Source organism: Thermostichus sp. OS-CIW-29 (assembly GCF_054058195.1).
On sequence record NZ_JBSSAB010000017.1, the window covers coordinates 39,791 to 59,652 of the forward strand.

Here is a 19,862-nt window from a genome sequence, read left to right on the forward strand (position 1 = left end):
TACAGTTCTTTACGCCATCCCTCCAGTATGGCCACAACTACAAGTCAATCGCCACTCTAAACCTGCAAGAGCCACTTCAGCTAGAAATTGCAGGAGCCCCGCACTGTACCCGTAGGGTCGGTGTCGGGAGGAATGCTATAATAATACTGCGGACACCAGAAACGGTTGTTTAAGGCACTGGTAACGGTCGATTGGGGGTGCTGTAAACCACCCCAGAGGCTCGTGGTTGGCTTGCTAACTGCAGGGCTACTAAAAGCCCGCTCCGTACCGCCTAGCGGTTGATGTCGGGTAGTTTACGCTCATCCTGACCGGTTTTCTTGGCAGCGACGCCCAAGGACATCTGCTTTGACATGCTCGATAGGACTCCGTCCCGCTGACGCGAAAGGACCCCGTCCCGCTGACGCGAAAGGACCCCGTCCCGCTGCCGCAGTGGATCCCAGGGCTTGGAGCCTTGAGGAGAAAGTGGGGCAACTGTTTCTGGTTTATTTTGAGGGAGCTGAGTTTTCCTCCGCTCTCGAGGAGATGATCCGGGACTACCACGTGGGCGGGCTGATCTTCTATTCGATTGCCGGCAACATTCAAACGTTGCCTCAGGTGGCCCAGCTCATTGCCGCGGCTCAGGCACAAGCCCTTGTCCCCCTGTGGATAGCCATTGATCAAGAGGGGGGGCCGGTGGTGCGCCTTACCGAGGGGGTGACGGTGTTCCCCAGCGCCATGGCAGTGGCAGCAGCGGGATCCCTGGCAAAGGCGGAAGCTATGGCCCGTGCGGTGGGAACGGAGCTGAAAAGTTTGGGGTTTAACCTCAACTTCGCCCCTGTTGTGGACGTGAACAGCAACCCCCACAACCCCATCATCGGCATCCGAGCCTTTGGGTCAGACCCGAAACAGGTGACAGATTACGGCCTCGCCCTGTGGCACGGCTATCGGCAAGCCGGGATCCTCTGTACGCCCAAACATTTTCCCGGCCATGGGGACACCGATATGGATTCCCACCTGGGGTTGCCGCGGGTGGATCGCCCTCTGGAGGCGCTACAGACCACGGAATTGCGCCCGTTTCAGGCTTTGATCCGGGCAGGGGCAGAGGCGATGATGACGGCGCATGTGGTGATGCCGGCTCTGGGATCCGTCGGCGACAGCGGGACGAAGTCCTTGCAACCGGCAACGCTGGCCCCTGAGGTGGTGTCCGGCTGGCTGCGGCAGAAGCTGGGTTTCCAGGGTCTTGTCCTGACGGATTCCCTGACCATGGGGGCCATTGCCCGCACCTACGGCATTCCCGAAGCGGCAGAACTGGCCTTTAGGGCAGGAGCCGATGTGCTGGTGTTTGGGGCAGATCCCGGCTTTAGCCCGGCCATCCAAAAAGAAGCCTATGCCCATCTGCTGCGGGAGTTTCGCGCCGGGCGCTTGTCGGTTGAACAGTTGGATCAGTCGGTGGAGCGAATTTTGACCTTGAAGCGGCGCTACGGATTGGGATCCCCCTGCCCCCCTTTCCCCCCTGCCGGCTTGGAAAACCACCGGGCACTGGCCCGCCAAATCGCCCAAGACAGCATCACCCTAGTACGGGGATCCCTGCCTCCCTTGGCCCCTGACCCGCTGCTTATCACCCCTGTACCTTTGTTGGGGGAGCTGCTGCAAAAAGCCTGTCCCGCTGCCCAAGTGTTCTCCATCCCTCTGGATCCCACCCCCGAACAGCAGCGGATTGCCCAAGAAGGGGCTCAAAGGGCTGCGCAGGTGCTGGTGGGATCCCTGGAGACGTGGCGGCATCCGGCGCAGAGGTTGCTGCTGGGATCCCTTCCGCCGGAAAAGGTGATTGGGTTGGCCTTGGGATCCCCCTACGACGCCTTTGCCCTGCCCCAGATCCCGGTCTATTTGGCCTGCTACGGCACTACCCCCGTCTCTCTACAGGCGTTGCTGCAGGTGTTGTTGGGACAAATCCCGGCCCAGGGTCGCTTGCCGGTTGGATCCCACCCGGAGGGATCCTGGTCGCGTTAGCGGGACAGAGCTCTTTCCCGTTAAAAACAGATCCACTAACTGCTGAGGTTGCTGAAATTGGACCGCGTCAGGGTCGGCACTGTTCGCCTCACCAAGCCCGTCAGCACGTTGCCGGGGCCGATTTCCCACACCTCTTGGATGCCGTCGGCGGCCATCTGCAACACGGTTTCTCGCCAGCGGACAGGGGCAGTCATCTGGGCCAGCAGCGCCTGCTTAAGGGCTTGCGGATCCCGGCTGGCGGTGGCAGTGCAGTTGCTGTAGACGGGCACTCGCGGCGGCTGAAAGTCAACAGCGCGCAAGGTGTGGGCAAACTCCTCGGCAGCAGCCTGCATAAAGGGCGAGTGAAAGGCGCCACTTACCTTGAGGGGAACGGTGCGCTTGGCCTGCAACTGCTCACAGACGGCTTGCACCCCCTCCACTGAGCCGCTGATCACCACCTGATCCGGGCTGTTGTCGTTGGCAAGAGTGACGTCGGGGATCATCTGGCACAGGTGCTCCAGCTTGTCGCGGTCAAACCCCATCACTGCCGCCATGCTGCCCGGGGGATCCCCTGCGGCTTCCATCAGTTGGCCCCGCAGCGCCACCAGCCGTAGGCCGGTTTCGAAATCAAACACGCCGGCAGCGTAGAGGGCGCTGTATTCGCCCAGACTGTGGCCGGCAGTGCAGGCAGGAGCCTGTCCCTGGGCGTAGAGATAGTCCGTCAACAGGGCCGATACGGTGAACAAAGCCGGTTGTGTGTAGCCGGTCTGGTGGATCTGGTCTTCCGACAGAGCTAAGGGATCCCATCCCAACATCTCACGGGCCAAAGCCAACTTCTGGCCTGCTCCCTGCCAGTTCCGCAAGTCCCTTCCCATGCCCACCGCTTGGGATCCCTGGCCGGGATAGATCCAGGCAACGGTCATCAATTCATTTCCCCCAACGAAACACAATCGCCCCCCAGGTAAGGCCGGCGCCAAAGCCCGCCATCACCCCCAGATCGCCGGCGCCAAAGCGTCCCTGCTCGATCCAAGTGGCCAAGGCAATCGGCACCGAAGCGCCCGAGGTGTTGCCGTAATGCTCTAAGACGCTGGCCACCCGCTGCGGATCCAGCTGCAGGCGCTTGGCTACCGCATCGAGAATGCGCTGGTTGGCCTGATGAATAAAATATCCCTGCACCGCCTCCGCCGGGATCCCGGCCCGAAAGAGAGCCTTCTCGATGATCTCCGGCACCGCCTGGACGGCAAACTTGTACACCTCGCGGCCATTCATGGTGATGGGGCAGCAGCGATACTGCCCCACCTGCAGGGATCCCACCAGGGGCTTGGCCTCTGTAGCCATGGACAAGCTGAGTAGCTCGCTGCCACTGCCATCGCTGCGCAGCTCAATGCTGAGGATCCCGCCGGTTTCCCCCGCCTCTAGAACCACCGCCCCGGCCCCATCTCCAAACAAGACACAGGTGGTGCGATCTGCCCAGTCCACCGTACGGGAGAGCACATCCGCCGCCACCACCAAGGCCCGCCGATACAGCCCGGTTTGCAAAAACTGCGCTGCCGTGGCCACTGCAAAGACAAAGCCCGTGCAGGCTGCCGTCAGATCAAAAGCCACCGCCCGCGTTGCTCCCAGAGCTGCCTGCACCTGAGGGGCCGAGCCAAACCGATCGACACCGGTGGAAGTGGCCAGCAGGATCAAATCCAGGTCTTGAGGCAAGATCCCGGCCTGAGCCAAAGCGGCCTTGGCTGCCTGGACCGCCAAATCCACCAAGCTCAGCTCAGGGGGCAGAATGCGCCGCTGACGAATGCCGGTGCGGGGCCAGATCCATTCGTCGGAAGTTTCGACGATCTGGCCGAGATCGTCGTTGCTCAGGCAGGGATCCGGCAGGGCAGCCCCTGCCCCCACCAGCCGCACGGTCGGGAGGCTATGGCTGGGCATCTTCCACGGGTTCGGGACAGCGGGAGGAAGTCCTTTCCAGGGATCCCAACGGCAACACTTCCGGGCCAGAGCCAGAGTAGACCTGAAGGGGCCGGGTGCGCCGCCTGGGGTTGGATTCAGGTTCGCGAGGGTCAACCATTTCCGCCTGCAGCCGCTGTAGGATTTTCTGTTCTGCCGCCTCTTTGGCCAGGCGAATGGCGTGGTAGACCATCGGCGCCTTGGAGCTGCCGTGGGTAATCACGCAGATGCCGTTGACGCCGAGCAGCAAAGCACCGCCATACTCCACGTAGTCCATGCGCCGCTTTACCTGCTTGAGGTTGGGCCGGAGCAGCCAGCAGCCCAACTTGCCGCGCCAGCCGCGGGGCAGCTCCTCCCGCAGCACCTGGGTGATCACCTGGCCAACACTTTCGGCAAACTTGAGGAGGGCATTGCCCACAAAGCCGTCACACACCACCACATCAAACTCCCCGGTCAGCACATCCCGCCCCTCGGCATTGCCGGCGAAATGGATCCCTGGCAACTGGGCCAGACGCTGGTGGGTGGCCAGAGCCAAATCGTTTCCCTTGTTGGGCTCCTCGCCGATGTTGAGCAGGCCCACCCGCGGACGCTCGACCCCCAGTACACACTGGCAGTAGAGGGATCCCATACGGGCAAACTGCTCCAAAAAGCGGGGCCGGCAATCCACATTGGCCCCCACATCCAGCAGCAGCACCGGCTTGCCTTTCAAAGTGGGCAAAAGAGCGCCAATGGCCGGGCGATCGATCCCTGCCAGCCGGCCCAAATTCAGGTAGGCCGCAGCCATCGCTGCTCCGGTATTCCCGGCGGCCACCACGGCATCCGCTTGGTTGGAGCGCACCTGTTGCATCGAGATGTTGATGGAGGCTTTGGGCTTTTTGCGCACCATCAGCGGCTCTTCCGCCATGCCCACATCGTCCTCGGCAGGCACGATGGTGATCCCAGCAGGCAAGGGCTGAGGCAAAAAGGGCTTGAGGGAATCTGGACGACCGACTAGTGCAATCCCGACCCGGAGCTGCCGATGGGCCAGCAGGGCGCCCTTGATGATCTCTTCGGGAGCGTAGTCACCCCCCATCGCATCGACCGCAATTCGCACAAGCTGACCTCACACTGGAATATCCTTGGCAACTGCAAGCAAGAAGCGGGGCAAAACGCACTAACCTCTGCAGTCCCCTCGCCCGAGAATTGGGAGCCCCAGTGGCTGCAGGGTGCTAGCGAATTTTACCAGATTTGTTTTCCTCAATTAAGGCCGCAGTTCCGCTTGCGCCGGTTCTCCCCACCCCCCACAGGAAACGTGAACTCCCTCACGCCTGCGCGAGGGTAGCCAAGAGAGAGTGTACCTGTTGGACGTGGTCGCGTGCGGTGGAGTTTCTGGCTTGGTGTTGGCTCAGCTCCGTCTCCAACTGCGCCAATTCTCCCGCCAACGCTGCCCACCGATCCCGCTCTGGATAGAGGGTGGCCTGCAGGTGATTGAGGCGACCCCAGGTTTCTGCCATGGCCTGGGCGCGCGCCCGCAGGGATCCCTCCTCTTGCTCCAGGTGTTGCCACTGCTGATCCAATTCCTGCCGTTGGCGGGCGAGCTGCTCCTGCTGAGAAGGCAAGGACGATTCCAGTTGTTGAATGAGGGTTTGCAGACGACCTTTTTCTTGGAGAAGATCCTGCTTCTGGCTGCCGATCTGTTCCAGGAGCGGCCCAATATCGACCTGAACCGGGGCAGCAGCTTGATTTTGCAGCTGTCTAAGGCGGGCTTCCTGGCGGGTCAACTCTTCATACTCTCGCTGCAGGTTTTTTTCCTGAGGCAGCAGGGCTTCTTCCAAAGCACTGCAGGCAGACTGGGCATAGTCGATATCCATCTCGATGTCAAACCGCTCCTCTGGAGAGGCGCTGGCCAGCCGCTCTTGCAGCTCCCGCAGGGTTTGCCGGTTTTGCTCCAGTTCGGCCCGCTGCTGGCTGACCTGGGCCGCCCGCTGCTCGTAATCTCGGCGCAGTTGGCTGACCAAAGCCGCCAGCTCCTCGACCGAGATCGCCGGCTCCCCAGCCCTGCCGTTGCTGCTGCCATCGACGATAAAGTCGTACTCCTGCACCAGACGAGAGGCTTTCTGGTATAGGCTCTCTTGAGATTGCAGCTGCTGGAGAATCCTCTGCAGGTGCTCTTGATGGGCTCGCAGGGATCCCTGCCGAGTTTGCCATTCTGCTTGGCTTTGCTCCAGGGATTGTCGGGATCCCCACCAAGCGGTGTGGCGTTCTTGCCAAGCGCGGTAGTCTCGATCCAGCTCGTCTTGCCGGGCCTGGGCCTGCTGACGTTCTGCTTCCAGTTGGGCAATCTGTTGATTCAAGTGCTCCTGCTGCTGCTGAATGTGGCTTTTCAAGCTTTGCAGAAGCGCCAAGGGATCTCCAGCCGGATGCAGACTCTCCTGGAGCTGTTGCATCAAAGCCTGTAGCTGCGCTGCTTCTGCCTCCCCCAAGCGGCTGGAGCGAGCTTCTTGCAACTGGGCTTCCAACTCTTGCCGCTGCCGATTCAGAGCTTCCCGCTGCTCTCCGATCAGGCGCTGTTGTTCAGCCAAGTAAGCTTGCTGGGCTGCCAGTTCCTCTTTGAGGCTGTCCAGAAGTTTGCGATCTTCCTCTACACTCTTGTATTGCTCATACAGCCGCTGCACCTCTTCTTCCTGGGCTGCTAGCTCCATCTCGCGGCGGGTAAGCTCATGCGCCTGAAAGGTGAGGGACTGTTTCCAAACCTCGATCTCCTCCTCCTGGCTGCGGGCTCTGAGCTGAAGTTGGCTGAAGTTTTGCAGATAGGTCACCAGTTGGCGAGCGGCTTCGCTGATGCGGGCGACCTGACGGCCGCCGGAGATTTCCGCCAGCACCAATGACCCATCCTTGAAGCGCCCAGCCTCCTGGGCAATGCGGCCTTCCAAAGTAATGGATTCTTCGTTCACGGCCACCCAGGTATTGTCCTGCTGCTGCTTGGCCAGCAATTGCAGAGACGACTTAGCAAATCCAATCGGCTTGGATAGCTCTGCTAGGTACAGCACGCCTGAACTCCTCTAAAACAGCATGGACAGCACCAGCCTTGACCCCACCGAGCCACTGCCCCTGGCCGGGGAAAAATGGACGGCCGCCAGAACATGGCTCGCCGAGGCGCATAAAGACTACACCACCTTTCTAGACTCAACCATAGGGTAAAAAAAACGCCTTCGCCAGATGAGTTTTGGGGATGTCCGGGGTAGCTATTCAAACCGGTGGCGGAGCACTAAGGTAGTCTAGGGTGTGGTGTAGGGTTCTGCTCAGGGTTTGTATGGAGCTGCAAGGTGAGCCGCTTTCTATTCGTCGGCGTTCTCCTGCCCCGCCGGTGGTCGTAGCCTCTCAGGTGTACCAGACAACAGCGCCGGAAGCCAAACCGCGCCACATTTTGGAAGCGATCGTCTGGCATAAAGAGCAGGAGGTGGAGCGGCAACGGGAGCAGCTTCCCCTCAAGGAATTGCAACGGCAACTGGATCAAGCCCCGCCGGTGCGGGATTTTGTGGCGGCCCTCACCCAGTCGCCTCACCCTATCTCTGTGATTGCCGAGGTCAAAAAAGCCTCTCCCAGCCGCGGCGTTCTCCGGGATCCCTTTGACCCGGTGGCCATTGCCCAGAGCTATGAGGCCGGTGGGGCCAGTTGCCTCTCGGTGCTCACAGATGAGCGGTTCTTTCAGGGCAGCGGCGAGTATCTGCGCCGGATCCGTCAGGCAGTAGGGATCCCCATCCTCTGCAAGGAGTTCATCCTCTACCCCTACCAAATCCTCTGGGCCCGCAGCCTGGGGGCAGATGCGGTGCTCTTGATTGCCGCCATTCTCTCCGATGCGGATTTGGGCTACTTTCTCAAGCTGATTCGGCAATTGGGCATGGCGGCTCTGCTGGAGGTGCACACCTCCCAAGAGTTGCAGCGGGTGTTGCGTTTGCCCCAACTGCAAGACTCCAGGGGGCAGGTGCTCATTGGCATCAACAATCGCGATCTGAGAACCTTTGCGGTGGACTTAAACACAACGCGCAACCTGTTGGCCGCCCACTCGGAGCTCCTTGGCGATCTGCCTGTGGTCAGCGAGTCCGGCATCCATACCCCCGCCGATCTGCAGCAGTTGCGGGCCTGGGGGGTGCGCTCTGTGCTGGTGGGGGAAGCGCTGGTGACCCAGCCGGATCCCGGCCAAGCTGTGCGCCACCTGTTGTCATCTCAGTGAATGAAAACCATTTATCAATGGATCTCTGCGAGAACAATTGATCTCTAAGGATTGCTTGGATCGATGAAACGTATTCCTGTGCCGGCTCATATCCACTACGAATTTCTGCTGCGGGTGTTGGAGCGGCAAACCTTTCCGGCAGTAGAGGAACAGGATTTTGGCAACCGAGGCCGCACGCAAGAGCTGATCAACTCCCTGCGCAAAGCCCTCACCCAACAGGTGCAACTGGAGGAAGAGTGGCGACAGCGGGGCTATCAGGTGGACTACCGCTGGAATATGGACGAGCCTCAGCCTCCCTCTTGACCTTCCAGCCCACTGTAAGGTTTAGCATCCTTTCAGTGGCATTGGGGGGGTTTTCCAAGATGCAGGTTGTTTTGACGGTGCCCAAGCTGGCCTGTGGGGCCTGTATAGACACCATTGCGCAAGCGGTGCGGCAACTGGATCCCCAGGCGCAGGTGGAAGGGGATCCCAAAACCAAACAGGTGCGGATTACTTCTGGGCGGTCTGTGGGCGATTTGCGGCAGGCCCTCACCCAGGTGGGATATCCCCCGGCCTAGTCAAGGCTGGGTCGAGAACGGTCGGGCGTCTGTTTTGAATTCCTGTACAGATGGCTGCCTTCGCCCTGCCCAGGGTGGAGAGTAGCTGTCGTTTCATCAACAAGGTGTTGCCATGTCTGCCCATAAAGGGTCATCGGCTGCACTATCGGCCTCTGCGCCTTCTCCTGAGGGCACTTGGCAGTTGGCCCTGCAAGGGATGAGCTGTGCCTCCTGCGCCCGCAGCATCGAACAGGCCCTCACTCAGGTGCAGGGAGTATCCTCCGGATCCGTGAATTTTGCCAGTGAGCAGGCCACCGTCAAAGGGGATCCCCGGCTGGTGGATCCGCAGGCGTTGATTCGGGCGGTGGAGCGGGTGGGGTATCGGGCGCGCCTCATCCAAGAGGATTGGCAACTGGACGATCCGACAGACCCAGAGCGGATCGCCCAACGGGCCGCAGAACGGGAATTGAAGCTGAAGGTGGCGATGGGGGTGGGCATCAGCACGGTGCTGGTGATCGGATCCCTGCCGATGATGCTGGGAATGGAAATCCCGGGCTTTCCCATGTGGCTGCACAATCCTGGGTTGCAGTTGCTGCTGACGGCTCCGGTGCAGTTTTGGGTGGGCAGGCATTTTTACCGGGGAGCCTGGGCTGCTTGGCAACGGCGTTCAGCGGATATGAACACGCTGGTGGCCTTGGGGACGAGCGCGGCTTTTTTCTATTCTGTTTTCCCAACGGTTTTCCCCGACTATTTTCACCGGCAAGGACTGCACCCGGATGTCTATTATGAGGTGTCGGCGGTGGTCACCACCCTGATTCTGGTGGGCAAGTGGATGGAGCAACGGGCTAAGGGGCAAACCTCCGAAGCCATTCGCAAGCTGATCGGGCTGCAACCGAAAACGGCAAGGGTAATTCGCCATGGGGTGGAGCAGGATATTCCGATTCGGGAAGTGCAGGTGGGGGATCGGATCCGAGTGCGCCCCGGAGAGAAGGTGCCGGTGGATGGGGTCATTCTAGAGGGATCCTCCAGCCTCGACGAGTCCATGGTGACCGGCGAGAGCCTGCCTGTACTCAAGTCGGCGGGGGATGAGGTGATTGGGGCAACGCTGAATCGGACGGGCAGCTTTGTGATGGAAGCGCGGCGGGTGGGCAAAGACACAGTTCTGGCCCAGATCGTGCGCCTGGTGCAGGAAGCCCAGGGATCCAAAGCTCCGATTCAACAGTTGGCGGATCGGGTCACCTCCTGGTTTGTGCCGGCGGTGATTGGGGTGGCAGTTCTAACTTTTGTGCTCTGGTGGGTGCTGGCCGATAACCCGACACTGGCCTTGGTGAACACGATTGGGGTGCTGATCATCGCCTGCCCTTGTGCGCTGGGGTTGGCAACCCCCACTTCGATCCTGGTGGCCACGGGACGAGGGGCAGAATTGGGGATCCTGGTGAAAAGTGCCGACAGCCTGGAATTGGCCCACCACTTGCGCACGGTGGTCTTGGACAAAACTGGCACCCTGACTGAAGGTCGTCCCACTGTCACCGATATTTGGGCCCACGGCTCCTCTCCCCTGACGGTGTTGCGCCTGGCAGCGGCAGTGGAGCGGCACTCGGAACACCCTTTGGCCCAGGCGGTGGTGCAGAAAGCCGAAGCCGAAAAAATTGTGATCCCTCCTGCCTGGCACTTTCAGGCAAGGGTAGGCAGTGGGGCAGAAGCTTGGGTGGAAGATCAGTGGATTCGCATCGGTCGGCTGAGCTGGCTACAGGAGATGGGGATCCCCTGGGATCCCTCTTGGTCAGAGCGGGTTCAGAATTGGGAAAGCCAGGGCAAAACGGTGATCGGCGTAGCCCAATCCCAGAGCCTGGTGGGGCTGTTGGCCATTGCCGATCCGCTCAAACCCACCTCTCCTGAGGCAGTGCAACAGCTGCAACAGATGGGTCTAGAGGTGATCCTGCTAACCGGGGATAACCCCACCACGGCCCAAGCGGTTGCTCGGCAAGCAGGCATTCAGCGGGTAATTGCCCAAGTCCGTCCGGATCAGAAGGCAGCTTACATACGCAGCCTAAGACAACCGCGACGGCGGGTGGCGATGGTGGGAGATGGCATTAACGATGCTCCGGCTCTGGCAGAAGCCGATGTGGGGATCGCCATTGGTACAGGTACGGATGTGGCGATGGCCGCCAGCGATATTACCCTCATGTCGGGGGATCTGCGGGGAGTCGCCACAGCCATTCAACTCAGCCGGGCCACCCTCAACAACATCCGCCAGAACCTCTTCTTCGCCTTTATCTACAATACGCTGGGGATCCCGATTGCCGCTGGGGCGCTCTATCCCTTTACAGGCTGGTTGCTCAACCCTATGCTGGCGGGGGCAGCCATGGCCCTGAGTTCCGTTTCGGTGGTCGCCAATGCCCTGCGCCTGCGACACTTTCAGCCCCCCAGACCAGCGGGCCGGCGTTAGGCCCTCTCCCAGGGGCAAGGGGGATTAGCGCGGCAACAGTTTTGCTGCCCTTTGAGCATGAGTCTGCCGTACCGCTCATGCCTCAGGGCTATCTTCTGGCAGACAAGGACATCCCCCCCAGGGGGCTTGGTGAACGACAAGCGGCAAGCTAACCTAAAAGGCTCAGGCAGACTGGGGAAAGCGCGGTGCAAGTCCGCCACTGTGACGCAACTGTGATGGGATCCCTCCCTCAGCCAGAACACCCACCTGCCGTTGTCCTGTACCCCTTGCGATTCACAAGGAACGGAGTTTTTTGTGTTGAATACCCTCAGTGTTTCCCCTCCGCTTGCGGTTGGGCAGTCTCCTGTTGTCCCCCTGCCCCTGTTGCTCATCGGCCACGGATCCCGCGACCCTGAAGGGCGGCAAGCCTTTCTGGAGTTGGCCCAAGTCTACCAATCCCTCACTCCCCATCGACCGGTGATCCCTTGTTTTCTGGAGCTGACGGAGCCGAGTATCGCCCAAGGGATCCAGCAGTGTATTGCCCAAGGGTGGCAAGAGATTGTGGTCCTGCCGCTGCTGTTGTTTGGGGCCCGCCACAACAAGTTCGATGTGACGATGGAATTGGATCGCCTGCAGGCCCTCTATCCCCAGTTGCGCATTCATTACGGTGGGCCGCTGGGGATCCGCATCGAGATCCTGCAACTGCTGCGAGACCGATTGGCTGCTCTGATAGCTGCCCAACCGCGGCGGATCCCAGAGGCAGAAACCGTGCTCCTATTTGTGGGTCGCGGCTCCAGCGATCCTGAGGCCAATGCCGAAGCCTGTAAACTGGCTCGGCTGCTTTGGGAAGGATCCGGGTTTGCCGCTGTGGAGACCTGCTTTATCGGCATTACCCATCCCCGCCTGCCTGTGGGGTTGGAGCGGGCCTCGTCCTGGCAGCCGCGTCGGGTGATCGTGCTGCCCTACTTTCTGTTTACGGGGGTGTTGGTGAAAAAAATCGAGGCGGCAGTGGAGAAACAGCGACAACGACAGCCGGAAATCGACTGGCTGATGCTGCCGGAATTGGGCCTTGTGGATACGGTGCTGCACAGCCTGCAGCAACTGGAGCAGGAAGCCCTGCAGGGCCAAACCCCGATGAACTGCCACCTGTGCAAGTTTCGCCTGGCCGTGAGCGCAGAGGTTGGAGCTGGATCCAGCCATCACCACCCTCACGAGCATCATCACCACCATCACGGGCACGGATCCCATCACCACCCTCATTCTCACCATCACCCTCAGCACGGCCACACCCACGCAGCGGCTGGGGATCCCTGGGCCCAATTAGAGGGCTACCACCAACGGGCATGGCAGGTGCCCTAAGAGGGAAACAGAGGCTGCTGGCGGGATAAACTGAGTGCAGACAGGCCATTTTTGAACCTGGTTTTCCCGCTCTAGCGGTTGTGATGACGAAAAAACGATGATGCTCTCCCGCTCCTCTTGGGTTTCAGGTGCCGCTGCCGCGGGGAGCGGGATCTTTGTTTTCGCCCTGGTGGTGGGGCTGCTGGATCAGATCCTGCCCACCCTGCCCAAGGTTTCCCTCTCCCTGGCCGGGATCCCTGGGATCCTGGCTGCCGCTGGGGCCTCCTATGGGGCCTGGCGGGTGGTTCAGATGGGTCTGCAATCGGCTTCCTGGAGCGACTTTCGAGAATCGCTGGTGGCGACCCTATCTCCCTTTGATCCTGCCGACCACGGCGGCGAGCCACGACAACCTAAGGGGGATCCTCGCCCTTGGCAGGTGGCTCAGGAGATCCGGCAAACCCAGCTCCGCCATCAAAAGATCCTTGACCGCATCAAGCAGCGGGTGAAAGCCGAAATCCAGACCTGTGAACGCGCCCAAGCCCAACTGCGCAGCGAGCAGCAACGGTCTCGAGTCCTGCAGGCCCAAGCCCAACAGTTACAACAGCATCTGCAAAACCTACAAACATCTTCCCCTTCTCCAAGCTCCGAGTCGACCAAACCCACGCCAGAGCAAGCGCTGCGCCAAAAGCTCCGCCAACTTCAATCCCAGGTCACCACCCTGAAAATAGAATTGGAACGCCAAAGGACCCAACTGCAACACGCAGAAGCAGAGCGGGCTCAACTCCAGCAGCAGCAGCAAAAACTCAAGCGCATCCTGCAGCGCAAAAAATTGGAAAATCGAGAGTTGCGCTCCCAACAGGCAGAATGGGCCCGGCAACTGGAGCAAACTCAACAGGAGCTGCAAACTTTGCGAGAGTCCTACCGCGCCTTGCAAGTTCTCCAGGAAATAGGCTTCACCCTAACCCAAAACCCATCTCACGAAAGGGCGGAAACGGAGTCCTCTGGATCCTCCGACTAGCCGACCCGCTTTAGAACAAATACACTCCCCTCGCTGCCCCGACCCAGCCGCAAGTCTTCATCCAAATAGGTGATATCCAGCCAACCCGTTGGCTCGCGGCGGCGAATATCGATTTGAATAGCCGGGATCCGCTCCGGAGCCCGCTCGAGCAAATAGAGAAAACTCTCGATCTCGTAGCTCATCAAAGCTTGGGATCCGAACACCAATCGCTCGAAAATCACCCTCACCCGGCGCTCAGATTCGGGGTAAAAGCGTGCCGATACCGCCAAGATTCCCCGTGGCATCCAAGCCTCCAGCCAGCCGGATCCCTGGATCTCCGCCACGTTGAAGACCCGTCCAGCCTTGGCCCGAATACACTGGTAGATCTCGCCGGTGGTCAAAAAAGGCAACTGTGCCAGCCGCAGCAGAGCTGTGCTGGTGGTAAAGAGGGTGAGCCAGTTCCCCTCCAACCCTTCAGCAGCAGATGTTGGTTTGGGGGTGGGGTTGAGCGCTTCTAGGACGGCAATTTGAGACAAAATCTGGGCTTTTTGGTCAGGGGAAACTTTCCGGCCCCGGTCGGTCGCCTCCAGTAGGTGCAGCAGAGCCGATTTTTGCTGAGCCAGGGCCTCAGACATGGGCACACTCCGAAGGCACTGACCCTATTTTAGAGAACGCGGGATCCCTCTGCCCTTAACCGTCTTCTCCCACCAGTTTCAGGTTCAGATCTGCCACCTGCTCATACCCCAGCCCGGCCCGCACCACCAGCGGCTCGGATCCGGTCAAATCGATTACCGTAGAGACCTTGGCCCGACGGGGGGCATCGTCATCCAGCACCAGATCCACCTGTTTTTCCAACTGCCGCATCTCTTCAGCCGCAAAGATCCCACCCTCATCCCAGGGGTCGCTCTCCCACTCCCAGGCTTGCCCAGAACTTAAGTCCAGGGATCCGACGAGATCCCCCCCCAGCTTGGCAGAGGTGGAGACAATTGGATTGCCCAACTCTTCCAGCAAAGCCTGACAAATGGCCGAGTCGGGCACGCGGATGCCGGTGGTTTTCCGTTTGGGCTCCATCACCAACTTGGGCACCAGCTTGGTGGCCGGCAACAGAAACGTAAACGGGCCCGGGATCAGCCGCCGCATCAGCCGATAGGCCGAATCGGTTACCTGGGCATAGTGGGCAATGCGTGAGAGAGAAGGGCACAAAAAGGTAAGAGGCTTGTCGTTGGAGAGCTGCTTGATACGGCGTACCCGCTCCACTGCTTGTTTGTGGGTCGCGTCGCAGCCAATGGCGTAAACCGTATCGGTGGGGTAAAGCATCACCGCCCCCTCCCGCAAAGCCGCCGCAATCCGCCGGATGGAACGGGCCTGGGGCTGTTGCGGATGCAGCTTAAAGTACTCGGCCATCGGGCAGATGGGAAGAGGTCAAGACTGGGAGCAGCTACCCCCCAGGGGGTTTTCCACAAGAGGGCGGGGGGTCGGTGGCACCGACGCGGGCGGGGATCCCTGAGATTCGGGCCAGTCCTTCAGTTGTTGCATCAGGGCTTGGATGTGCAGACGGGGCAGATAGGGCCAGTCGCCGGCTTCTTCCAAATCTTGAAGCACCCGATACAGAGCTTGACGGGTGTTGGGCAAAGACTCCCGAAAGGCACCTTCCAGGATCGCGCGGTGCAACTCCTCCAGCAGCCGCAGGAGCATCAGCAGCTCCACACACGCTCCCGCCCTCGCCTGAGCCGCCTGTTCAACGGCCAACATGATCTGACGCAAATCCGGTGGCAGATCCTCCGCCGAGATATACATAGCCACTCGTCTCTGGGTTCTGGGAAGGCAGGGGCTTTCCTATTCTAAGATTCTTCTGCCCTAGGACTGGATGGATTTTGCCCCCACAAGATCCAACCGCGCAGGCTGTTGGGATCCCCGACCCAGGCACTGCCACACCCGCTGCAAGAGGGCATCCAGCCCCTGCTTGGCAATCGCAGAAATGGTCACCACCGAAGTGCCGGCAGCAGCAGACAGCCTCTGGGCGCGCTCGGCAACCTGCTGGGGATCCAGAACATCGATCTTGTTCAAAACCAGGATTTGTGGCTTATCGATTAACCCGTGGCCGTAGGCGCGCAGCTCCTGCTGAATGATCTGGTAATCCTTGACGGGATCCGCCGCCGTGCCATCCACCAAATGAATCAGTACCCTGGTGCGCTCCACATGGCGCAAAAACTCGTGGCCCAGCCCCACCCCCAAGTGCGCCCCCTCGATCAGCCCCGGGATATCGGCAAACACCACCCCATCTCCCGATGGATGGGGCACCACTCCCAAATTGGGCTGCAGCGTGGTGAAGGGGTAGTCGGCAATCTTGGGCCGGGCAGAGGAGACCACCGAAATCAGAGTGGACTTGCCCGCATTGGGCAGGCCGACAATGCCCACCTCGGCAATCAACTTCAGCTCCAGGCGCAGGCGCACCCGTTCTCCCGCTTCGCCCTTGGTGAATTGGCGGGGGGCGCGATTGTGGTTGCTCAAAAAATGGGCATTGCCCAAGCCGCCTTTGCCCCCACGGGCTACCAGCAATTGATCCCCTTTGCCCACCAGATCGCCCAACAATTCCCCCGTCTCCGCATTGAACACCACAGTACCGCAGGGCACCCGCACCAGCCGATCCGCACCACTGGCCCCGCTGCGATGGTTGGGCCCCCCTTTGGCCCCGTGTTCCGCCTTGATCACCGGTTGAAAGCGAAAATCCAACAGAGTTTGCAGGCCGGGATCGGCCACCAAGATCACTGAGCCGCCCCGCCCGCCATTGCCGCCGGATGGCCCCCCAGCCGGCACATACTTCTCACGGCGGAAGGCAACGATGCCATCCCCGCCATTTCCCCCTTGCACTTCAATTTCGGCTTGGTCGATAAAGTGCAATCGTTCTTCTCCCAAATCTTCTATCTTCCAGCTTGGCAAGATGCCGGGAAACTTGCCACAAAAGACGCTCCTCTAAGCTACGATGGTATTTCCCAGCCACATCCTCCCCAGGTGGGAAAGTGGAAGTGGGATCCTGCCAAACTCGATTGGCCTTCTACCCTTTATCCCGCGCAACTGATCTGTTACTGCACCCCTATGAGTCGATTCACTGCTGCCGATGTAGGTTTTACCACTGAAGACTTTGCCGCCCTTCTGGATAAGTACGACTATCACTTCAGCCCTGGCGAAATTGTGGCGGGTACAGTATTCTCGGTGGAGCCACGCGGTGCTTTGATCGATATTGGGGCCAAAACGGCTGCCTTTCTGCCGCTCCAGGAGATGTCGATTAGCCGCCTGGAAGACCCGCACGAGATGCTGCAGCCGGGAGAAACCCGCGAGTTTTTTATCCTCACCGAAGAAAACGAAGAGGGACAGCTGACCCTCTCCATCCGCCGCATTGAGTACATGCGGGCCTGGGAACGGGTACGGCAGCTCCAGAAAGAAGATGCCACCGTTCGCTCAACCATTTTTGCCACCAACCGAGGTGGAGCCCTGGTGCGGATTGAGGGGCTGCGGGGCTTTATCCCCGGATCCCACATCAGCACCCGCAAGCCAAAAGAAGAGCTGGTGGGCGAAGAGCTGCCCCTGAAGTTTTTAGAGGTGGACGAAGACCGCAACCGCTTGGTGTTGAGCCATCGCCGCGCCTTGGTGGAGCGGAAGATGAACAAGCTGGAAGTGGGCGAGGTGGTGGTTGGCACGGTGCGGGGCATCAAGCCCTATGGTGCCTTCATCGATATTGGCGGCGTCTCCGGCCTGCTGCACATTTCCGAGATCTCCCACGATCATGTTGACACGCCCCACAGCGTCTTCAACGTCAACGACGAAGTGAAGGTGATGATCATCGATCTAGATGCGGAGCGGGGGCGGATCTCGCTGTCCACCAAGCAACTGGAGCCCAATCCCGGCGACATGATTCGGGATCCCAAGCTGGTTTACGAGAAGGCTGAGGAAATGGCAGCCAAGTACCGTGAGCAACTGCTGGCCGCTAAGCAAGGACAAGCGGCAGAGGCCCCACCGGAAGTGGTGGAAGAGGAGCTGGAATACGCGGCGACGGCTGTGGAATGATCACAAACTTTGCGTATTTCTGCCTGCTACAAGGCTTAGCTAGGCCGCCGAGAAGCCCGGCCCTCTCTCGCTTTAGCGGCGCGGAGCGCTTTGCATCAGCATGAGTGCGGGAGTATGTCACGGCATGAGCCTTTGGTTCCATCAGTGTGAGTGGGGAGCTGAGGAGCGATCCATAAGCCCGTGGGGGCGGGGGCAGTCCAAATGTCCGAAGAGACGGGTACTGCTGCTGTGGCGAGGTAGGCTAAAACAGGAAGTGCGGCTGGCGTTCACGTAGTGTTGCCAACCTGCGCCAGTAACAGGAGTCCCCCACTTCTGAGCTTGAGGATCCTGTCAAAGACTGTAGATCTGCCCATCCATGAGCAGATGGGTGATGCCTTTCTTTTGCAGTTGGGTGCGCACAATCTCCAGAATGTAGCCGGGAAACTGGATTACCCGGTAGGGTGGGTAGGTGTTGCTGCCCCGACGGCTCATTTCGGAAAAGCGGCGGGCCACCTTGTGGCTGTCGAAAATCGGCAGCGTATTGGCGTTATCCATCCCTTCGATGGGCAGGGATCCCGAGCCAAAGAATTCTTTGAGAGGGCGGGTGGTCAGTTCTTGGTAGCGGTCAACAACGACATAGCAGGTTTCCGGTAGGGTGAGCTCTTCCAGGGGTAATACCTGAATTTGATAGCCGGGATCGGTGAGGGGATCCTCTTCTGGCCCATCTTCATCTTCTAGGAGATAGTCAGGGTCGTCCTCATCCTCGTCTTCGAGGTCACGGTCTTCTTCGGTCTCTTCCTCATCCTCTTCCCCGACATCCTCCACATCTTCCTGAAGCTCAGCCGCCAACGGCAGTTCTTCTGGGGGCAGTTTTGGCAGAGACTCTGTTCCAGCGGTGTTATCCTCGCCTTCGTCGTTTGCGTTCGGCTCTGCGGGGGGCTCCGGCAAGGGAGATGGAGAAGGCAGCTCCGGCTCCAGCGGCAAAATCTGCTGCTCTGGGGCTGGGATCCCGCCAACAACAGCTTTTTCCCCCATGTCTTTGCGGCGGGCAGCCGAGCGTTTGAGATGGATCAACCGCTGATACTCATCGGCAGCGATATTTTCCTTCAACACGCGGGTGATGGTGGTGATGCTCACCTGAAATTGCTCCGCCAATTCGACGGCGGTCGCTGCCGAGCCGCGGTAGGCGCTAACAATTTGCTGTTGTTCTTGCTCTGAAAGTTTGCTGCGAGCCATCCCAGATCACCCAATCCAAAAACCGAAAAAACTGAAGAGGATCCTTAGCCAGCGGCGGTTGCCCCGCACACCCGGCTGAGGCCGGCAGCCAGCTGTTCCGGCTCCAGCCCTTTGCCAATCAACACAATTTTGGACAAGCGGGGCTCATCGGGATCCCAGTCCCGTTCCAGAAAAAGGGTTTGCCGCTGGCCCACTTGATGGAAGATAACCCGCTGCGGCTCATCCAGAACCGACAGCACCCCCTTGGCGCGAAAAAGGGTCTCGGGCATGTCTTGTAGCCAATCGCGAAAAGCCGCCAAATCCAGCGGCTGCTGCAGTTGAAAGCTCACCGATTGGATCCCGTCTTCCTCGAGGTGATGGCTATGGTGGGCCTCAGTCTCTGCATTGGGGAGCCTGGGATCCCACAATTCCGGACGAAAGGCATGCACATCCAAGATGCGGGCCAAGGGCACCTGGGCATGGGTGGTGAGCAGGCAAGGGGCAGCGGGGTTGTAGCGGCGCAGATCCAGAAGGATCCGCTCTCGTTCGGCTTCGTAGATCAAATCCACCTTATTGAGCAACAAAATGTCAGCGCTGCCGATCTGGTGGGCGGCGGTTTGCGAGCGCTGGAAATTGCGCCAGTATTCGGCACCGTCAACCAAGGTCACCACGCCATCCAGGCGCAACTCCTCATGAAAGACCCTCTGCACAAATAGCTCGGTCACCTGCCTGGGATCCGCCACCCCACTGGTTTCCACCACCAGATAGTCCAACGCCTGGGCATGCTGGAGCAGCTGGCGGGCCGCCCGTTCAAAATCCTCTCGCACCGTGCAGCAGAGGCAACCATTGTTGAGCTGCATCAGCCCCCCCTCGGGCATGTTGACCAACTCGCCATCGATGGAAATCTCGCCAAACTCGTTGAGGATAACCCCAATGCGCAACCCATGCTCCTCTTCCAAGATGCGCTTGAGCAGCGTGGTTTTGCCACTGCCCAAAAAACCTGTCAAAATCGTCACCGGAAGCTGAGCTTTCATATCAGGTGAGGGTAAACTACCCGACCCTGACTGCTTCGCAGTACAGGGCGGGCTTTCGGCAGCCCTGCAGTTGGCAAGCCAACCACGAACCTCTAGGCTGGTTTACGGCAGCCCCCAAAAGCGCAATCACCTTCGCACCGTT

General features: G+C 59.9%; 18 protein-coding genes, 1 pseudogene and 1 riboswitch. Of the genes and pseudogenes, 8 read left to right on the plus strand and 11 right to left on the minus strand.

The window, feature by feature from the left end; translation table 11 throughout:
* The first annotated feature begins 462 nt into the window (after positions 1-462).
* On the plus strand, positions 463-1,989 hold the full coding sequence (locus ACVWZJ_RS07765; RefSeq protein WP_457395630.1) for a glycoside hydrolase family 3 protein: 1,527 nt from the start codon (positions 463-465) through the stop codon (positions 1,987-1,989).
* A 35-nt stretch (positions 1,990-2,024) separates the two neighbouring features.
* Here ACVWZJ_RS07765 and fabD read toward each other — a convergent pair whose 3' ends face one another.
* From fabD to hmpF, 4 genes are all read right to left on the minus strand, one after another.
* Positions 2,025-2,891 carry an ACP S-malonyltransferase gene (gene fabD, locus ACVWZJ_RS07770; protein ID WP_457395633.1) on the minus strand — a complete coding sequence of 289 codons (867 nt, stop codon included), beginning with the start codon at positions 2,889-2,891 and terminating at the stop codon, positions 2,025-2,027.
* Positions 2,892-2,895: 4 nt separating this feature from the next.
* Positions 2,896-3,897, minus strand: coding sequence for a beta-ketoacyl-ACP synthase III (locus ACVWZJ_RS07775; protein WP_011433908.1), 1,002 nt, complete (start codon positions 3,895-3,897; stop codon positions 2,896-2,898).
* Positions 3,884-5,008, minus strand: a complete 1,125-nt coding sequence (gene plsX / locus ACVWZJ_RS07780; RefSeq protein ID WP_457395637.1) for a phosphate acyltransferase PlsX — start codon at positions 5,006-5,008, stop codon at positions 3,884-3,886. Before plsX ends, ACVWZJ_RS07775 begins: the two co-directional genes overlap by 14 nt.
* A 208-nt stretch (positions 5,009-5,216) precedes the next feature.
* A complete protein-coding gene (gene hmpF, locus ACVWZJ_RS07785) occupies positions 5,217-6,944 on the minus strand; it encodes a pilus motility taxis protein HmpF (protein WP_457395640.1) in 1,728 nt (575 codons plus the stop codon).
* A 263-nt stretch (positions 6,945-7,207) separates the two neighbouring features.
* On the opposite strand from hmpF, the gene trpC reads away from it, so the two are divergent.
* From trpC to ACVWZJ_RS07815, 6 genes are all read left to right on the plus strand, one after another.
* Positions 7,208-8,128 (plus strand): indole-3-glycerol phosphate synthase TrpC, encoded by a 921-nt coding sequence (trpC, locus tag ACVWZJ_RS07790; RefSeq protein ID WP_011433911.1) that lies wholly within the window; start codon positions 7,208-7,210, stop codon positions 8,126-8,128.
* 63 nt (positions 8,129-8,191) lie between these two features.
* Positions 8,192-8,431 carry a DUF5340 domain-containing protein gene (locus ACVWZJ_RS07795; RefSeq protein ID WP_041436722.1) on the plus strand — a complete coding sequence of 80 codons (240 nt, stop codon included), beginning with the start codon at positions 8,192-8,194 and terminating at the stop codon, positions 8,429-8,431.
* Between the two features lie 59 nt (positions 8,432-8,490).
* Positions 8,491-8,685, plus strand: a complete 195-nt coding sequence (locus ACVWZJ_RS07800) for a copper chaperone (protein ID WP_457395644.1) — start codon at positions 8,491-8,493, stop codon at positions 8,683-8,685.
* Positions 8,686-8,797: 112 nt separating this feature from the next.
* Positions 8,798-11,113 carry a heavy metal translocating P-type ATPase gene (locus ACVWZJ_RS07805; protein ID WP_457395647.1) on the plus strand — a complete coding sequence of 772 codons (2,316 nt, stop codon included), beginning with the start codon at positions 8,798-8,800 and terminating at the stop codon, positions 11,111-11,113.
* Between the two features lie 128 nt (positions 11,114-11,241).
* Positions 11,242-11,377, plus strand: a riboswitch (cobalamin riboswitch).
* Between the two features lie 30 nt (positions 11,378-11,407).
* The gene (locus ACVWZJ_RS07810) at positions 11,408-12,451 is read left to right on the plus strand and encodes a sirohydrochlorin chelatase (protein WP_457395650.1); all 1,044 of its coding nucleotides are present in this window, start codon (positions 11,408-11,410) and stop codon (positions 12,449-12,451) included.
* Between the two features lie 97 nt (positions 12,452-12,548).
* Complete coding sequence (locus ACVWZJ_RS07815) at positions 12,549-13,448, plus strand: hypothetical protein (RefSeq protein ID WP_457395653.1); 900 nt, start codon at positions 12,549-12,551, stop codon at positions 13,446-13,448.
* Here the strand turns inward: ACVWZJ_RS07815 and ACVWZJ_RS07820 are convergent.
* From ACVWZJ_RS07820 to obgE, 4 genes are read right to left on the minus strand one after another with little or no spacing between them, the layout of a single operon-like run.
* A complete protein-coding gene (locus tag ACVWZJ_RS07820; RefSeq protein ID WP_457395656.1) occupies positions 13,445-14,062 on the minus strand; it encodes a PAP/fibrillin family protein in 618 nt (205 codons plus the stop codon). The genes ACVWZJ_RS07815 and ACVWZJ_RS07820 overlap by 4 nt on opposite strands.
* A 55-nt stretch (positions 14,063-14,117) precedes the next feature.
* The gene (locus ACVWZJ_RS07825; protein WP_457395659.1) at positions 14,118-14,831 is read right to left on the minus strand and encodes an L-threonylcarbamoyladenylate synthase; all 714 of its coding nucleotides are present in this window, start codon (positions 14,829-14,831) and stop codon (positions 14,118-14,120) included.
* Positions 14,832-14,849: 18 nt separating this feature from the next.
* On the minus strand, positions 14,850-15,224 hold the full coding sequence (locus ACVWZJ_RS07830) for a hypothetical protein (RefSeq protein WP_238376778.1): 375 nt from the start codon (positions 15,222-15,224) through the stop codon (positions 14,850-14,852).
* A 60-nt stretch (positions 15,225-15,284) separates the two neighbouring features.
* On the minus strand, positions 15,285-16,328 hold the full coding sequence (gene obgE / locus ACVWZJ_RS07835; RefSeq protein WP_457395673.1) for a GTPase ObgE: 1,044 nt from the start codon (positions 16,326-16,328) through the stop codon (positions 15,285-15,287).
* A 195-nt stretch (positions 16,329-16,523) separates the two neighbouring features.
* Here obgE and ACVWZJ_RS07840 point away from each other — a divergent pair, with 195 nt between their 5' ends.
* Positions 16,524-17,492 carry a 30S ribosomal protein S1 gene (locus ACVWZJ_RS07840; protein ID WP_011433921.1) on the plus strand — a complete coding sequence of 323 codons (969 nt, stop codon included), beginning with the start codon at positions 16,524-16,526 and terminating at the stop codon, positions 17,490-17,492.
* Between the two features lie 330 nt (positions 17,493-17,822).
* Here the strand turns inward: ACVWZJ_RS07840 and ACVWZJ_RS07845 are convergent, their stop codons facing one another.
* The 3 genes and pseudogenes from ACVWZJ_RS07845 to ACVWZJ_RS07855 all read right to left on the minus strand — a co-directional run.
* Positions 17,823-18,707 (minus strand): hypothetical protein, encoded by an 885-nt coding sequence (locus ACVWZJ_RS07845; RefSeq protein WP_457395664.1) that lies wholly within the window; start codon positions 18,705-18,707, stop codon positions 17,823-17,825.
* Positions 18,708-18,751: 44 nt separating this feature from the next.
* Positions 18,752-19,720: a CobW family GTP-binding protein gene (locus ACVWZJ_RS07850; protein ID WP_457395667.1), complete on the minus strand. Its 969-nt coding sequence runs from the start codon at positions 19,718-19,720 to the stop codon at positions 18,752-18,754.
* Between the two features lie 16 nt (positions 19,721-19,736).
* A pseudogene (locus tag ACVWZJ_RS07855) lies at positions 19,737-19,862 on the minus strand (RNA-guided endonuclease TnpB family protein); the annotation flags it as partial.

Excerpts from the sequence above, each read along its gene's own strand:
- ACVWZJ_RS07820 (WP_457395656.1), bottom strand. The coding sequence starts at position 14,062 with ATGTCTGAGGCCCTGGCTCAGCAAAAATCGGCTCTGCTGCACCTACTG.
- ACVWZJ_RS07815 (WP_457395653.1), top strand. The coding sequence starts at position 12,549 with ATGATGCTCTCCCGCTCCTCTTGGGTTTCAGGTGCCGCTGCCGCGGGG.
- ACVWZJ_RS07795 (WP_041436722.1), top strand. The coding sequence starts at position 8,192 with ATGAAACGTATTCCTGTGCCGGCTCATATCCACTACGAATTTCTGCTG.
- ACVWZJ_RS07830 (WP_238376778.1), bottom strand. The coding sequence starts at position 15,224 with ATGTATATCTCGGCGGAGGATCTGCCACCGGATTTGCGTCAGATCATG.
- fabD (WP_457395633.1), bottom strand. The coding sequence starts at position 2,891 with ATGACCGTTGCCTGGATCTATCCCGGCCAGGGATCCCAAGCGGTGGGC.
- ACVWZJ_RS07775 (WP_011433908.1), bottom strand. The coding sequence starts at position 3,897 with ATGCCCAGCCATAGCCTCCCGACCGTGCGGCTGGTGGGGGCAGGGGCT.
- ACVWZJ_RS07850 (WP_457395667.1), bottom strand. The coding sequence starts at position 19,720 with ATGAAAGCTCAGCTTCCGGTGACGATTTTGACAGGTTTTTTGGGCAGT.
- ACVWZJ_RS07845 (WP_457395664.1), bottom strand. The coding sequence starts at position 18,707 with ATGGCTCGCAGCAAACTTTCAGAGCAAGAACAACAGCAAATTGTTAGC.
- ACVWZJ_RS07840 (WP_011433921.1), top strand. The coding sequence starts at position 16,524 with ATGAGTCGATTCACTGCTGCCGATGTAGGTTTTACCACTGAAGACTTT.
- ACVWZJ_RS07825 (WP_457395659.1), bottom strand. The coding sequence starts at position 14,831 with ATGGCCGAGTACTTTAAGCTGCATCCGCAACAGCCCCAGGCCCGTTCC.
- trpC (WP_011433911.1), top strand. The coding sequence starts at position 7,208 with ATGGAGCTGCAAGGTGAGCCGCTTTCTATTCGTCGGCGTTCTCCTGCC.
- ACVWZJ_RS07805 (WP_457395647.1), top strand. The coding sequence starts at position 8,798 with ATGTCTGCCCATAAAGGGTCATCGGCTGCACTATCGGCCTCTGCGCCT.
- ACVWZJ_RS07800 (WP_457395644.1), top strand. The coding sequence starts at position 8,491 with ATGCAGGTTGTTTTGACGGTGCCCAAGCTGGCCTGTGGGGCCTGTATA.